Annotated in this window: 12 protein-coding genes; all 12 read right to left on the bottom strand. The window is 50.1% G+C overall.

The window, feature by feature from the left end; translation table 11 throughout:
* Positions 1-74: 74 nt before the first annotated feature.
* The 12 genes from H1R82_RS04575 to H1R82_RS04520 all read right to left on the bottom strand — a co-directional run bounded on the left by H1R82_RS04575 (position 75) and on the right by H1R82_RS04520 (position 13,745).
* The gene (locus tag H1R82_RS04575; RefSeq protein WP_181731608.1) at positions 75-1,094 is read right to left on the bottom strand and encodes a cytochrome d ubiquinol oxidase subunit II; all 1,020 of its coding nucleotides are present in this window, start codon (positions 1,092-1,094) and stop codon (positions 75-77) included.
* Positions 1,078-2,442, bottom strand: a complete 1,365-nt coding sequence (locus H1R82_RS04570) for a cytochrome ubiquinol oxidase subunit I (RefSeq protein ID WP_181731607.1) — start codon at positions 2,440-2,442, stop codon at positions 1,078-1,080. The genes H1R82_RS04575 and H1R82_RS04570 overlap by 17 nt, the downstream gene beginning before the upstream one ends.
* A gap of 114 nt (positions 2,443-2,556) precedes the next feature.
* Entirely contained in the window at positions 2,557-3,714 is a 1,158-nt protein-coding gene (locus tag H1R82_RS04565) for a dihydrolipoamide acetyltransferase family protein (RefSeq protein WP_181731606.1), read from the bottom strand.
* A gap of 13 nt (positions 3,715-3,727) precedes the next feature.
* Positions 3,728-4,705 carry an alpha-ketoacid dehydrogenase subunit beta gene (locus tag H1R82_RS04560; RefSeq protein WP_181731605.1) on the bottom strand — a complete coding sequence of 326 codons (978 nt, stop codon included), beginning with the start codon at positions 4,703-4,705 and terminating at the stop codon, positions 3,728-3,730.
* A complete protein-coding gene (gene pdhA, locus H1R82_RS04555) occupies positions 4,702-5,775 on the bottom strand; it encodes a pyruvate dehydrogenase (acetyl-transferring) E1 component subunit alpha (protein WP_181731604.1) in 1,074 nt (357 codons plus the stop codon). The genes H1R82_RS04560 and pdhA overlap by 4 nt, the downstream gene beginning before the upstream one ends.
* A 9-nt stretch (positions 5,776-5,784) precedes the next feature.
* A complete protein-coding gene (locus H1R82_RS04550) occupies positions 5,785-6,942 on the bottom strand; it encodes a Leu/Phe/Val dehydrogenase (protein WP_232333930.1) in 1,158 nt (385 codons plus the stop codon).
* An 85-nt stretch (positions 6,943-7,027) separates the two neighbouring features.
* On the bottom strand, positions 7,028-7,801 hold the full coding sequence (locus tag H1R82_RS04545) for an enoyl-CoA hydratase-related protein (RefSeq protein ID WP_181731603.1): 774 nt from the start codon (positions 7,799-7,801) through the stop codon (positions 7,028-7,030).
* A 154-nt stretch (positions 7,802-7,955) separates the two neighbouring features.
* Positions 7,956-8,219 carry an AbrB/MazE/SpoVT family DNA-binding domain-containing protein gene (locus H1R82_RS04540; protein ID WP_037996279.1) on the bottom strand — a complete coding sequence of 88 codons (264 nt, stop codon included), beginning with the start codon at positions 8,217-8,219 and terminating at the stop codon, positions 7,956-7,958.
* 70 nt (positions 8,220-8,289) lie between these two features.
* Positions 8,290-9,354, bottom strand: a complete 1,065-nt coding sequence (locus tag H1R82_RS04535; protein WP_181731602.1) for an anti-sigma factor domain-containing protein — start codon at positions 9,352-9,354, stop codon at positions 8,290-8,292.
* Positions 9,355-9,376: 22 nt separating this feature from the next.
* Positions 9,377-9,952, bottom strand: coding sequence for a hypothetical protein (locus H1R82_RS04530; protein WP_332307411.1), 576 nt, complete (start codon positions 9,950-9,952; stop codon positions 9,377-9,379).
* Between the two features lie 361 nt (positions 9,953-10,313).
* Entirely contained in the window at positions 10,314-12,254 is a 1,941-nt protein-coding gene (locus H1R82_RS04525) for an AMP-binding protein (RefSeq protein ID WP_181731600.1), read from the bottom strand.
* Between the two features lie 132 nt (positions 12,255-12,386).
* Positions 12,387-13,745: a YjiH family protein gene (locus tag H1R82_RS04520; RefSeq protein ID WP_181731599.1), complete on the bottom strand. Its 1,359-nt coding sequence runs from the start codon at positions 13,743-13,745 to the stop codon at positions 12,387-12,389.
* Positions 13,746-13,827: the final 82 nt, after the last annotated feature.

The following is a 13,827-nucleotide window of genomic DNA, read 5'->3' as shown; positions in this document are numbered from 1 at the left end:
TCGCGGCGACAAGAAATAATCTAACATAAATCGACGAATTGTGCAAGACATTTTTTTAAAAAATTTTATGTTCCCTATTCCTGCTTTTGCAAATAACGTTTATCCTTCAGGAAGAAACGCCAAAAAATCAGGAATCCCGGCAGAAGCAGGGCAATCCCCGCACCAAGGATTTTAAGCAGGGAATAAAAGGTGTTGATGTTGGTAAATGCTTCTCCGACCGTCAAGTAAGGATAGACAATATACGGGAGATGGGCAATTCCGTAAGCAAACGTGGCAAACGCATATTGTAAAAATATAAAAATAATCGCCAGCCGGATCTTCCGGCCTCCCCGCCATAAAAAGAGGTACCCGATCAAAAAACAAATCATGGAGAACAAAAACAGTTTCAACTGTCCGCTGAGCCTTTGCAACAACCACTCCGCTTCCGGCTCCAAAAAAACGAGCGTCAAAACCGCCGCCACGATGGCCACCGGCCCGAGCCAGACAGCTTGCCTCCGGTACATTGCATAAGCCTCCGTATCATTGGCTTCCCTGGAATAATCCGCGAGAAACAAAGCAGACAAAAACAACTCCGAGGCAAGCCCGAACAACATATACAAATACACGGAAGGACTGGTTAACCACTTATCAAACAACATTATGATCTGTCCTCCGGTTTCCCGGATAAAGCCGCCTTCCGTCACCGGCAACGCACTGATCAAAAGCGCCGGGACAAACAAGCCGGTCATGCCCGAAACAATCCGGAGCCCTTTGGCTGACCCCCCTGCCGAATAAGACAACACCAGAAAGGAACTGCGCAAGGTAATCAGCAACAAAATGATGCTGACCGGAACCAACAGCACCGTTCCCAGCATATAAGCCGCTTTCGGGAAAAAGCCCACGGTGGACACCACCAACAACACCAAAATCGTATTGGTCACTTCCCAGGTGGGAGATAAAAACCGGTTGGCCACTTGTCCGGCTTTGGATCGTTTTTGATTATAAAGCATCGCCCAAAAGCTGGCTCCAAAATCGATGGATCCGGCCATGCTGTAGACGAAGACAAGCATCCAGATCAACAAAATGGCAATGGACGGTTCAATAGTTTGCTCCATAGGAATACCCCTTTTGTCTCATTTGTTCCAGGTCTTCTTCGAGGGGATGGCGCCGGAAATAGGAGATCATCACTTTGACCAACATCCAACTCAACAACAAGTATACCGCGGCAAACAGGATATACAGGAAACCGAGGTTTCCGGCTTTGGTTGCCGCTTCCGCCGTGGTTTGCACCCCGTAAATCGTCCAGGGTTGCCGGCCGCTGCAGCTGAAAATCCAGCCAAATTCGATCCCCAGCATGGATAAGGGCCCGGATGCAACCAGTAACCACAACAGCCAGCGGGGCAGATTTTTTTCCTTGGCCTCCCGTTGTTTCCACCAAAAATAAAGGGCCAAAGCGGAAAGAGCCAGCAAGAGGACACCGATTCCCACCATGATGTTAAACAAGGTGTGCACATAGGCCGGCGGCCAGGTTTCCTCCGGAAATTCTTCCAAACCTTTGACTTCCGTGTCAAACCGGTCTCCTGCCAAAAAGCTGAGCATGTAAGGGATCTCAATCCCGTTTCTTACTTCTCTTTTCTCTTGATCCACCACACCACCGATGATCAAGGGGGCATAACGCCGGGTTTCAAACAATCCTTCCGAAGCGGCGAGCTTTTCCGGATTATATTGATGCAAATTTTGTGCGGATCCATGTCCGGAAACTGCCGTCAAAAACGACATGGCAAACGCTAAAATCAACGAGAAAAACAAAGCTTTTTGATGAACGGGACGTTCAGCGGCCCTCCCCCTCAACAAGCGGTAACTGGCCACAGAAACGATTACAAAAGCTCCGGTCATGAGCGCACTGACCACCACGTGATAAGCGGTGTTTCCAAAACTCGGATTAAAAAAAGCTTTCCATGGATCCACATTGTAGACCGTCCCGTCCGGTTTCATGTCAAACCCCGCAGGGGTATTCATCCAAGTGTTTGCCGACGTGATCAAAATGCCCGAAGCCGCGGCGCCGAAAGCCACCAGAAACACGGAAATCACCCGCCACAAAGGGGCCAGGCGGTCAGCGGCGTAAACATAAATGGACAAGGCGAGCGCTTCCAAAAAGAATGCATAAATTTCGATCTGAAACGGTACCGAGATCACTTGACCGACAATTTTCATAAATCCCGGCCACAACAGCGAAAGCTGGACAGCCACAATGGTCCCGCTCGGAATGGCCACACCCAAAAGCAGTGCCACCGACTTGGTCCACCGCTTTGCCATGACCGCATAGTGAAGATCTTTTCTTTTGTAAAAGAGCCATTCGCTCACAAAAACCATCGCGGACAAACCGATTCCCAACGTGGCGTAGATGATGTGAAAAGCCAAAGAAGTCCCAAAAAAGATTCGGGCCATGGTAACCTGATCCATACCAATCCTCCTCGTCTCACCGTCTGTCTTAGTTTGATTGCATCAGGAAATTTTATGCAAAAAAAAGAAGACTTACTGGGTAAGCCTTCCTTCAAAACCTCAAAACCCGTTTTATCAAACCATTTCCCGCAACAACTTTCCGGGATCGCGGGTATACTCGCCTAATGTTTGTGTAAAGCGGATGGCATCGGCTCCGTCCAACACCCGGTGATCAAAACTGAGCGAGACATTCATCCGCCACCCGACGGTCAGCTGGTGATGTTCCACGACCGGTTTTTCCGCGATCCGGTGCAAAGCAAGAATGGCCACCTCCGGGGGCTGGATGATCGGGGTTGCCCATTCTCCCCCCAAAGCCCCGGCATTGCTGATGGTGAAGGTGCTTCCCTTCATTTGTCCCGGCGAAAGTTTCCCTTCTCTCGCCAGTCTGGTCAATCTTCCGATCTCTTCCGCCAGCTGGTCGATGCTTTTTTGCTCCGCCTGTTGAATCACCGGAACGACGAGTCCTCCCGGGGCATCCACTGCCATCCCCAGCGAAATGGATGAAAACTGCCGGATGCGCTGAGTTTCCTCATCATAATGGGCATTAAACCGTGGATGATGTTTCAAGGTCACGGCGACCAATTTCGCCAAAACGGCCATATACGTCAATTTGGGCACTGACGGATCGCCGGCCGAAGCTTGTTTTTGTTGTTCGTACCACCGGACCAATCCGTCCACCGACAATTCATCAAAATGGGTGGCATGCGGCTTGCGGGTAACCGAATAAAGCAGCCGGTCCCCGATCACCCTGCGTGTCGGCGACAAATCTTCCTCCACCACTTCCGCTTTCGGAAGGAAGATGCCGGGGGCCGGGCTCTCCTTGTTTTGATTCACATGGCGGAGGACATCTTCTTTGGTGACCCGACCATGTTCCCCCGTTCCCTTGATTTCATTGATATCCACACCGTGTTCCCTGGCCAGACGCCGCGTGGAGGGGGTTGCCAAAACTCTTTTTTTCTTGTTCTTCTGCGGGGCCACCGGGGAAGGAGCGGTTTCGTCTTCTTCCATTTCATACAAAACTTCCCCAACGGGAACCACTTGCCCTTCGGTCCATTTCAAATTCATGATTTTTCCGCCGGCAGGCGCAGGCAATTCCACCACCGCTTTGTCGGTCTGCACTTCCAAAACCGGTTGATTTTCTTCGATTCTCTCTCCTTCTTTCACCAGCCAGCGGATAATTTCGGCTTCCGTCACCCCTTCGCCGATATCCGGCAAACAAAATTTCACTGCCACTTCTTCTCCCCCCTCAATAAGAAACGACCTGGCAAATCGATTGGTACACCCGTTTCACATCCGGGCGGAAATCATCTTCCAAGGCATACATCGGCACCGGCACGTCATAACCAGTCACCCGGGTCACCGGGGCTTCCAGATACAAAAAAGCTTGTTCATTGATCAGTGCCGTCAACTCCGCTCCTACCCCGGCGGTCCGGGGAGCTTCATGGACAATGACGACCCGTCCCGTGTTTTTGACAGAGTGAATAATCGTCTCTTCATCCAACGGAGACAAGGAACGCAGATCAATCAAATCACAGGAGATCCCTTCTTTTTTCGCTGCTTCTGCCGCTTTTTTCGCCACCGGCACCATGGTTCCCCATGCAATCAGGGTGACATCTTCCCCGTCCGTCACTTTCCTCGCTTGACCGATCGGAACCTCATACCATCCTTCCGGAACTTCTTCTTTCACCGACCGGTACAACTGCATCGGTTCCAAAAACAAAACCGGATCCGGATCTTCAATGGCAGAAAGCAAAAGCCCTTTGGCATCTTTCGGAGTTGAAGGCGTGACTACTTTCAATCCGGGAATGTGGACAAATAAGCTTTCCGTGGAATCAGAGTGCAATTCGGGCGCCCGGATCCCCCCGCCATACGGAACGCGCACGACCATGGACGCCGGATACCTCCCTTGTGTCCTTGTCCGCAAGCGCGCGGCATGCGTCACCAGCTGTTCCATCGCCGGATAAATAAAACCCATGAATTGCACTTCCGCCACCGGACGAAACCCGCCCACAGCCAGTCCGATCGAGGATCCGATGATGCCCGCTTCCGCAAGTGGGGTGTCCATCACCCTCTCCTCTCCGAACAATTCCCACAATCCCTCCGTCGCGCGGAAAACCCCTCCGTTTTTCCCGATATCTTCCCCCAGCAGAATCACCCGCGGATCGTTCTCCAATGCCACCTTCAATGCATCGCATATGGATTGCACCATGGTTTTTGGTTTCATCGACGGTGATCCCTCTCTTCCAGCTGCTGTTTTTGTCTCTTTTCATTTGCGGACAAGGTTTCATACACATGCGCAAACATATGCCCGGGAGGGGCCGGTTCTTCTTTTTCCGCCCGGGAAATCGCTTGATCCATTTTCTCTTTGCAGGTTTCTTCCCACGTTTTCTCCTCTTCGTCCGTCAACAACCCTTCCTTTTTCAACAGGCGGGTGTATCTCAGCAAAGGATCTTTTTCGTTCACCCATTCTTCCACTTCTTCCGGCGGACGGTACCGCGTGGCATCATCGGCCGTGGTGTGCGGACCGAAGCGGTAAGTCACGGCTTCGATCAAAGTGGGGCCTTTCCCGGCCCGGGCGCGCGCGACGGCTTTGGACATCACATCATACACGGCCAAAACGTCATTTCCATCGACGCGGATTCCCGGGAAGTTATACGCTTTTGCCTTTTCAGCCACCGTTTTTGACGCCGACTGGCGTGAAAACGGCACACTGATGGCATAACCGTTATTTTGGCAGAAAAAAATCACCGGGATGTTGAAAACCCCTGCAAAATTGCAAGCTTCGTGAAAATCCCCTTCGGATGTGGCCCCGTCCCCAAAGTAACAAACCGCGATGCTGTCCTCTTTTTTCAATTTCGATGCCCATGCCGCCCCGACCGCATGCGGAAGATGGGTGGCAATCGGCACGGAAGGCGGTAATAAGCGAATTTCTTCCGGAGCCTTGCACCCTTCGACCCTGCCCATCCAATAAAGCAAAATTTGCGACAACGGCATTCCGGCAATCATCGCCACCCCGTGTTCCCGGTAACTCGGAAAAATCCAATCTTGTTTTTGCAGGGCCAAGGTACTTCCGACCTGCGCCGCTTCCTGCCCTTCCAAAGGCGCATAGGTTCCGATTCTCCCTTGCCGTTGCAAGAAAACCGACCGCCTGTCAAAATGGCGGACGAAGGCCATCCACCGGTAAAAGTCTTTTTTCTTTTCCACACTCAACCGGTTCCAGATTTCCTTTCCCGATTCCGTCAAACGGCCATCCGGGGCAAGATGGCGGACATCCTCCTCGGTCATCAGTTTCATCAATGATTTTTACCTCCTTGCGCTGTTGCGGGGATCCTCCAACAAGATCCGGCGAATATCGGTTAACTTTTTCAAACGCTCCATCACGATCCGGTCCGCTGCCTCACAAGTGGTAATATTCTCATTTTTCGCCCGGTGAAAAATATCCAGGACCATGTCATAAATCGCTTCGGTTTTGGCGAGCACTCTCTCTTCATGGAAGCCTTCCAGTTCATCAGCCACTTGAATCAGCCCGCCGGCATTCACCAGATAATCGGGTGCATACCAAATGCTCCGTTTTTGAAGCAGTGCCCCATGCCGGTCTTCCACCAGTTGGTTGTTGGCGGATCCGACAATGGCCAGGCAACGGAACTCGTCAATGGTGTCATCATTGACCACGCCGCCTTTGGCGCAAGGCGAGAAAATATCGCAACTCTCCTTGTGAATCCGGTTCACATCCACCAATTGGACCTTGTCGCCATACTTTTCTTTCAGCTGTTCGCATCGCACCGAATCGATGTCGGCAATTTTGCAGTAAGCCCCCACTTCGACCAAAAGCTGCAACAAGCGCTCTCCCACCTTGCCGACTCCTTGGATGGCAACCACACGCCCTTTCAGCTGATCCGTCCCCCATAAAAACCGGGCGGTGGCCCGCATTCCGTGAAACACCCCGAGCGCGGTGGGAATGGATGTGTCCCCGCTTCCGCCGTACGATTTCGGCAATCCGGCAAAAGATTTCGATTCCCTGGCGGCATGGACAAAATCTTCCGGATTGGTTCCCATGTCGGTTCCGGTATAGAAACGGCCGTTTAACCCGCCCACAAAACGGCCGATCACGCGAAACAACTCCGGCGATTTATCTTTTTTCGGATCGCCGATGATAACCATTTTTCCCCCGCCAAAGTCCACATCCGCCAGACTGCATTTATAGGTCATGCCTTTGGACAACCGCAAAACATCCTCCAAGGCTTCGTCCGTCGAAGCATACGGGATCATGCGGCATCCACCCAAAGCCGGCCCCGCGGTTGTATTATGCAAGGCGATGATCGCTTTGAGACCGGTTTGCGGATGACGGCAAAAAATGACCTGCTCGTGGCCATAGCGGTCCATCATTTCAAACACGTCGCGCATCTTCGCTTCCTCCAACAAAGATCCCCGCTTTTGTTCATTGATTTTCATGCTTCCCATTCTTATCATCTCCACTTTGAACAAGTTGACTGACAAGCCTGAAAATCTTTCAACTCATCATATGCCCAAAACCGGAAGTGTGATCTTATTCCCCCCGAAAAACCGGTTTTCTTTTTTCCAAAAACGCCCGCATTCCCTCACTTTGATCTTCGGAAGAAAAGAGCAGGAAAAAAGCATTTTGTTCCAAATTCAAACCGTGTTCCAAGGGAAGTTCCTGGGCCTTTAAAACCGCTTGTTTGGCCAGCCGGACAGCAACCGGCGGCTTTTCTGCAATCTCTTTTGCCAAAGACAGCACCTCTTTTTCCAAATCCTCCGCCGGAACCACACGATTGATCAGTCCCCACTTCAGGGCTTCTTCTGCCGAAATGCTCTTTCCGGTCAAAATCATTTCCATCGCTTTTTTCATTCCGACTGCTTTGGTCAGACGCTGTGTTCCCCCGGCTCCGGGGATCACTCCCAATAAAATCTCGGGTTGTCCAAATTGAGCCGCGTCGGAAGCAATGATCATGTCACAGCACATCGCCAGTTCATTGCCTCCGCCCAATGCATAACCGTTGACAGCCGCAATCAAAGGTTTGGAGATTTTACGGATCCGTTCCCAATCCCGGAAAAATTGTTTCATCACAAAGTCGACCGGCCTGGTTTCAGACAGTTCTTTAATGTCGGCTCCCGCCGCGAAAGCCTTTTCACTTCCGGTCAAAACAATCACCCGGATCGCTTCGTCCCGGTCCAGCCCTTCCAGTTCATCGGCCAGTTTTTTCATCAGGCCGGAGTTTAAGGCATTGAGTGACTTCGGACGATTCAGTGTTATTTTTGCGATCGGCTCCATCCTTTCCAGCAACAGCATTTCCTGATCCATTGGAATATTCCTCCTTATAAAGAAAGCGATTTCATTTTTCAAAAAATTATTTATTTATTATATGTTTTCATTTTACCAAACAAGCGATTGTTTGTCATTCCGTCACGGTGAAGCGGTTATGGGATAAAGAAGACATGCATCAAAAAAAGCGCCCTTACTCAGGCGCTCCTTTCATCATCACCTTGGATGTTTCCTCTACACATTTTTTGCAAATCATTTTTCCGCGATAGTAGATCACTTCTTCCAGGCTCCCGCAAAAAATGCAGTTGGGCTCGTATTTTTTCAGCACGATATATTGATCATCCACAAACACTTCAACACCGTCGCTGGGATGAATATTCAAAAGATCCCTCAGGCCTTTTGGCAATACGATCCTTCCCAGATGATCCACTTTTCTTACGATCCCAGTCCCTTTCATCGAAATCGGCCCCTCTCATTTCTGTTGTAAGCTGGTGGGAGGTGTCAGCTTGCAACCCCTGTTCAACGGTTTACTCATCCGTCACCATGTTGGACTCTTTCGGATCCGACGCATTTGAATCGGAAGAGGAGTCTGTTTTTTCATCTGCAGGCTTCGGTTTTTGATCCTGATCTTTTGATGGAGATTGGGAATCGGTTTGCTCCGGTTCCTCCTTGTTGGCAGGTTCCTCTTTATTCGTATCCGAAGCCGGATCACGGGTGGAACCCGAAGAAGAGTCATTGCTGGTTTTGTCAGGTTGTTTGGCGGGGGCATCGTCTTTGTGATCCGTTTTGGGTTGATTCTCATCTTTGATGATGCTTTCCCATTCTTCTTCCGATGGCGGCCGATTGAGAAGATCGGATACCGGCTTGATGTCTTCAGCCAGTTGAGTTATCGGAATCTCTTCCATCTCTTTGACATCCAGGTTTTTCCCCTCTTTGTTTGCAATCATCCACACGGCATATTTCGCCGGGGACAAACCGGTTTCATCTGCTTTTTTCTTCACTGATTTCGGCATCGTCAGCGTATGAACAAGCAATTCCAGTTTCTCTTCTTTGCTTTCCTCGTCAATCATGGTTTCAATCTCTTGCAACGTTCTCACGCTGGTTTCTTCATCGTTGTAACCGGATAAAACAATTTGGTCTTTCGGATGCAAGAAACCTTGTTGTTTCGCTTCATCCAAAAAATGTTCCACAAATTCGTCCACTTGCTCGTTTTTGTAACTTTTACCGCCAAGCACTTTTAAAGCGGATTTGTTTAAGGGTTTGACCTCGGTGATATGTTTGTTTTTATCCATTCCAATTGCAATGCTTGGATTCACATCCAAATAAATATATCCTTCTGCATGGGCTTCCTTGGAAGGCGAAAATTGGGGAAGAACATAAAACATTCCGATCATCGCTGCCACGCCGGCACTGATCGCCGCAATCCAAGGCTTTCTCTTCCATGCGGAAGAACGATTCACAACCAAGGGAAACTCCACTTCTTCTCCCACGGTCAGTTCCATGTTTGTTCTCGGCACACGAACAAACTCGCCATCCGGTGTCATCACAATCCAATGGCGCGGCCGAACTTCCATGATAACTCCTTTCCGCATTCATTCGCCCCCTTTCTTACCCTTACAGACCCAAATAACTTCGCACAAGGGTTAAATCTTCCGTCATGACAATGGTAAGAGCCGTCAGGTATTTTCTGTGCCGATTCAAAGTTCGGCGATGCATTCCCAAATATGAGGCAATCTCTTTATCCAGCTTTTTTTGGTGCAGGAATTTGTGCAAAAGCTCCTTCTCAGACACCAGCTTTTTCGCCACGTGGAATAAATTTTCGCGTGTATCCCGGTGTTTCGGGCTTTTTTTGACCAATTCATCCAAAGTGATCCCTTGCTTGGCCAACGCTTTTTTAAAAATTTCGATCTCAAGGCGGCGCATTTTGCTCAGTTCTTCATCCCGGTAACTTTCAAAGGCTTTGGCCACCACTTCCTGGTTTTGGATCTCTTCCTCATTGGGCCCGGAAGTCAAAAGCGGCACCGTTTTCTGATGCTTTGCCTCTTGCCGGAAATAATCCACCAACCGCCGATGGATCACTTTGTACGCAAAGGACATGAATGTTGCCTGAAATCCTGAGCTGTAGCCACTGATCGCTTCATCCAAAGCTTTGTAAGCGATCATGTACTCGTCATCCTGCTTAGTGATCACCCTCCTGCAAACACGTGAAGCGATTCTGCGCACATGTGGTTCCAGTTCCCTAAGCAGATCGTCTCGTTTGTCTGGAGAGTGTGTTTCTTGCACCTGAAGCACACGTGTTTCTAAATCTGTTCCCCGGAACATGCAATACCGACACCTCTCCTATGTATTCATTCGCACGGCTTCTCTGTTTTTCTGTCCATTTCATGGATCAGTATCATTGTATCACGGATCATTCCCTCCATTATATAGACAAAAGCGATCATTTTATCAACAACAAAAAACAGAATGAACCAAAAACCGGCTCATTCCGCAAGGTAAGCAAATTCATGAATCACTCAAATATATATATTTTATCATATTTATGAAAATCTTATTTTTCGTTCCCAGCCAACCGGCGGATCGCCTCAACGGTCTCCGTGTTTTCCAGCGAAGACAGATCACCGGTGTCTTCTCCCAAATAGGCGGCCCGGATCACGCGGCGCAAAATTTTTCCATTCCGGGTCTTGGGCAATTCGTCCACCACCCATACCCGCTTTGGTTTTAATGCTTTTCCCATTTTGCGGGCCACAAACCGGATCAGCTCCTCTTCCAACCCTTCGGTTGTCCCGCCTTTTAAGACGACAAAGCAGACGGCACTCTCCCCTTTTTCCGCATCCGGAATCCCGATGGTTGCCGCTTCCGCCACCAAGGGATGATTGACCAGAACCGATTCCATCTCTGCCGGCCCCAACCGTTTTCCAGCGATTTTCAGCGTGTCATCCGAACGTCCGGTGATAAACCAGTTGTTTTCCTCATCGATATACACCCAGTCCCCGTGCAACCATACATTCGGCCAGCGGCTCCAATAAGCTTGTTCATACCGCCGGTCATCCTGCCAGAAGCTTCGCGTCATGCCGACCCATGGCTGACGCAAAACCAGCTCCCCCACTTGCCCGCGGACCGGGCGGCCCGAATCATCAAACACTTCGGCATCCATTCCCAAAATGGGGCCGGCAAACCCGCACGGAACAATGGGCTTGAAAAAATGATTGCCTAAAATGCCGCCGGAGATTTCAGTCCCGCCGGAATAATTGAAAATGGGCACTTTCTTTTTGCCGACTTGTTCAAACAGCCAATGCCACGGCTCCGGATTCCAAGGCTCCCCCGTGGAACCGAAAACGCGCAGGCTGCTTAAATCCCATTTTTCATGCCACTTGTCCCCGTGCTTCATCAACGCCCGGATCAAGGTCGGGGAGATTCCCAAGTGAGTGACCCCGTTTTTTTCGACCAACTGCCACAAACGGTCCGGTGCCGGGTAATCCGGCGTTCCCTCATAAACAATCATGGTGCTTCCCATCATCAAAGCACCGAACACCATCCAGGGGCCCATCATCCACCCCATGTCCGTCACCCAAAACAACACATCCCCCGGTCCCACATCAAACATGTATCCCGCATCAAAAGCCGCTTTCACCGGAAACCCCGCATGCACATGGACCGTTCCCTTCGGTTTGCCGGTGGTCCCGGAAGTATAAATGATCATCACGGGATCATCCGCCGCCGTGGGATGGGGTGACAGCGCTTTCAAATCTGTCCGCAACCGGTCCCAATCCACATCCCTGTCCCTTGCCGGGCACTCCCGGTTGGCCCGCCGCACCACAATCACTTTCTCGACAGATGGCGATTGATCCGCGGCCAGATCGGCTTCCTCTTTCATCCGGACCAATTTTCCCCGCCGGTAGAACCCGTCCGCCGTGATCAGCCATTTGGCCTCGCATCCTTGAATCCGGGTGGCCACCGCATCGGCGCCGTATCCGGAAAAACACGGGATGAAAATCGCACCAATCCTGGCGACCGCCAACATGGCAATCACATTTTCCGCAATCATGGGCAGGTATATGGCAACCCGGTCTCCCGGCTTCACACCCAGCTTTTGCAACCCTCCTGCAATCCGGTTCACTTCCAGCCATAAATCCCGGTACGAATATTTCCGGCACTCCCCGTTATCGCCTTCCCAGATCAACGCAATCCGGTGACGGGACGATGGATCATCGACAAACCGGTCCAAGCAATTTTCCGAAATATTGAGTTTCCCGCCAACAAACCAGCGGGTCCATAAAATGCCGTCACTCATGTCCATCACTTGACGATACGGAACCTGCCATCTCAACTGCATATCTTTGACCGCTTCATCCCAAAACCAGGCAATATTTTTCACACTGTCCCGGTAAAAAGCGTCATAATCCTGATAACCCAGCCGGTTCATCCATTGATAAAGACGGGTTTTTTTCATCTGTCCGGGGGTTGGAACCCAGGCCGGTTCATGACTCATCGCCCATATCACTCCTATCTCAAATAAAATGACTCATCATTATTTTAAATGTATTTAAAAGATTAAGCAAAATAGATATACGCATAAAAAAGGGCTTTCTGCTTTTAGCACAGAAAGCCCGCCCGGGTTCCGTCAAAAAATCAGATGAGCCATCAAGGCGATGATGGGCAACGTCAGCAACGTACGCTGCAGGAACAAAATCACCAGATCTTTAAAATCAACGGGGACTTTGGAACCCAACAACAGCCCGCCCACTTCGGACATGTAAATCAATTGGGTCACCGAGAGACAGGCAATGACAAACCGGGTCAATTCGCTTTCAATCGCTCCGCTTGCAATCACGGAAGGAAGAAACATGTCCGCAAAGCCGACCACAACCGTTTGGGCCGCTTCGTGTGCTTCCGGGATGTTCAACAAGGATAAAATCGGGACAAACGGCAATCCCAGCCATTTAAACAACGGGGTATATTCCGCGATAATCACTGCGGTGGTTCCAAAAGCCATCACAACCGGCAAGACGCCCAGCCACATATCGAAGATGTTTTTGGATCCGTTTTGAAAAACTTTTTTAAACTGCATGCTGCGCGCACGTTCCACGGCTTGGTGCAAACCCCATTGCCACACGGAAAAGCCTTCCGGAAACGTTTCATTCAGGTTCCCTTTCAACCCGTCATAATACGTATCCTCTTTCCGGGACAACGGAGGGATCCGCGGCAAAACAATCGCCGCCACCAACCCGGATAAGGAAATGGTTAAATAATAAGGCCCGAACAAATGCCCCAATCCGATCTGTTCCAAAACGACAATGGTAAAAGTGATGGACACCACGGAAAACGTCGTTCCGATAACGGCCGCCTCCCGCTTGGTATAAAAGCCGTCTTCATATTGCTTGTTGGTAAGCAAAACCCCGATCGTTCCATCCCCCAGCCAGGATGCCAGACAGTCAATGGAAGCCCGTCCGGGAAGTTTGAATAACGGACGCATCAACCGTGTCAACAACGTTCCGGTCATTTCCAGCAATCCAAAATCCATCAAAAAAGGCATGAAAAGTCCGGCAAAAATAAACACTGTAAACAATACGGGAATCAGGTCATACAGCAACAAACCGCCTGTATTTTCCGACCAAACCCAATCCGGTCCCCACTGAAACAGCGTCAGCACGGCCAATACCGCTCCCAAAGCACGGGTGACCGCCCAAAAAACCGACACGTGAAACAAACTTTTTAAAAAGGGGCGATCCATGATCCAAGTTGGTTTTATAAAAGATCCAATGAGCGTGAGCACTGCAGAAACCAAGATCAGGACCGTTGCCAAAGCCGGGAGGACATCCGCCAGCAACTCCTGCAACCATTTGGCCAGCATGGCAACAGGAATGGTCATTTCCCCCCCGATGGAGATCGGAATCATAAATAAGATAATACCGATGATAGATGGGATGATAAATTTCAAATAGCTCGTCACCGGGCGCGTCCCTTTCTGAACATTTTCCATATCGACTGGATCACCTCAATATTTGCGTATAGATAAAACATAGATACATAAATCTTATAATTATTTTATAAAAAAGAAAAGA

This window comes from Thermoactinomyces intermedius (assembly GCF_013912365.1).
Classification (GTDB): Bacteria; Bacillota; Bacilli; order Thermoactinomycetales; family Thermoactinomycetaceae; genus Thermoactinomyces; species Thermoactinomyces intermedius.
Note: the sequence above shows the minus strand (reverse complement) of the source record. Positions and strands in the feature narration are given on the sequence as shown.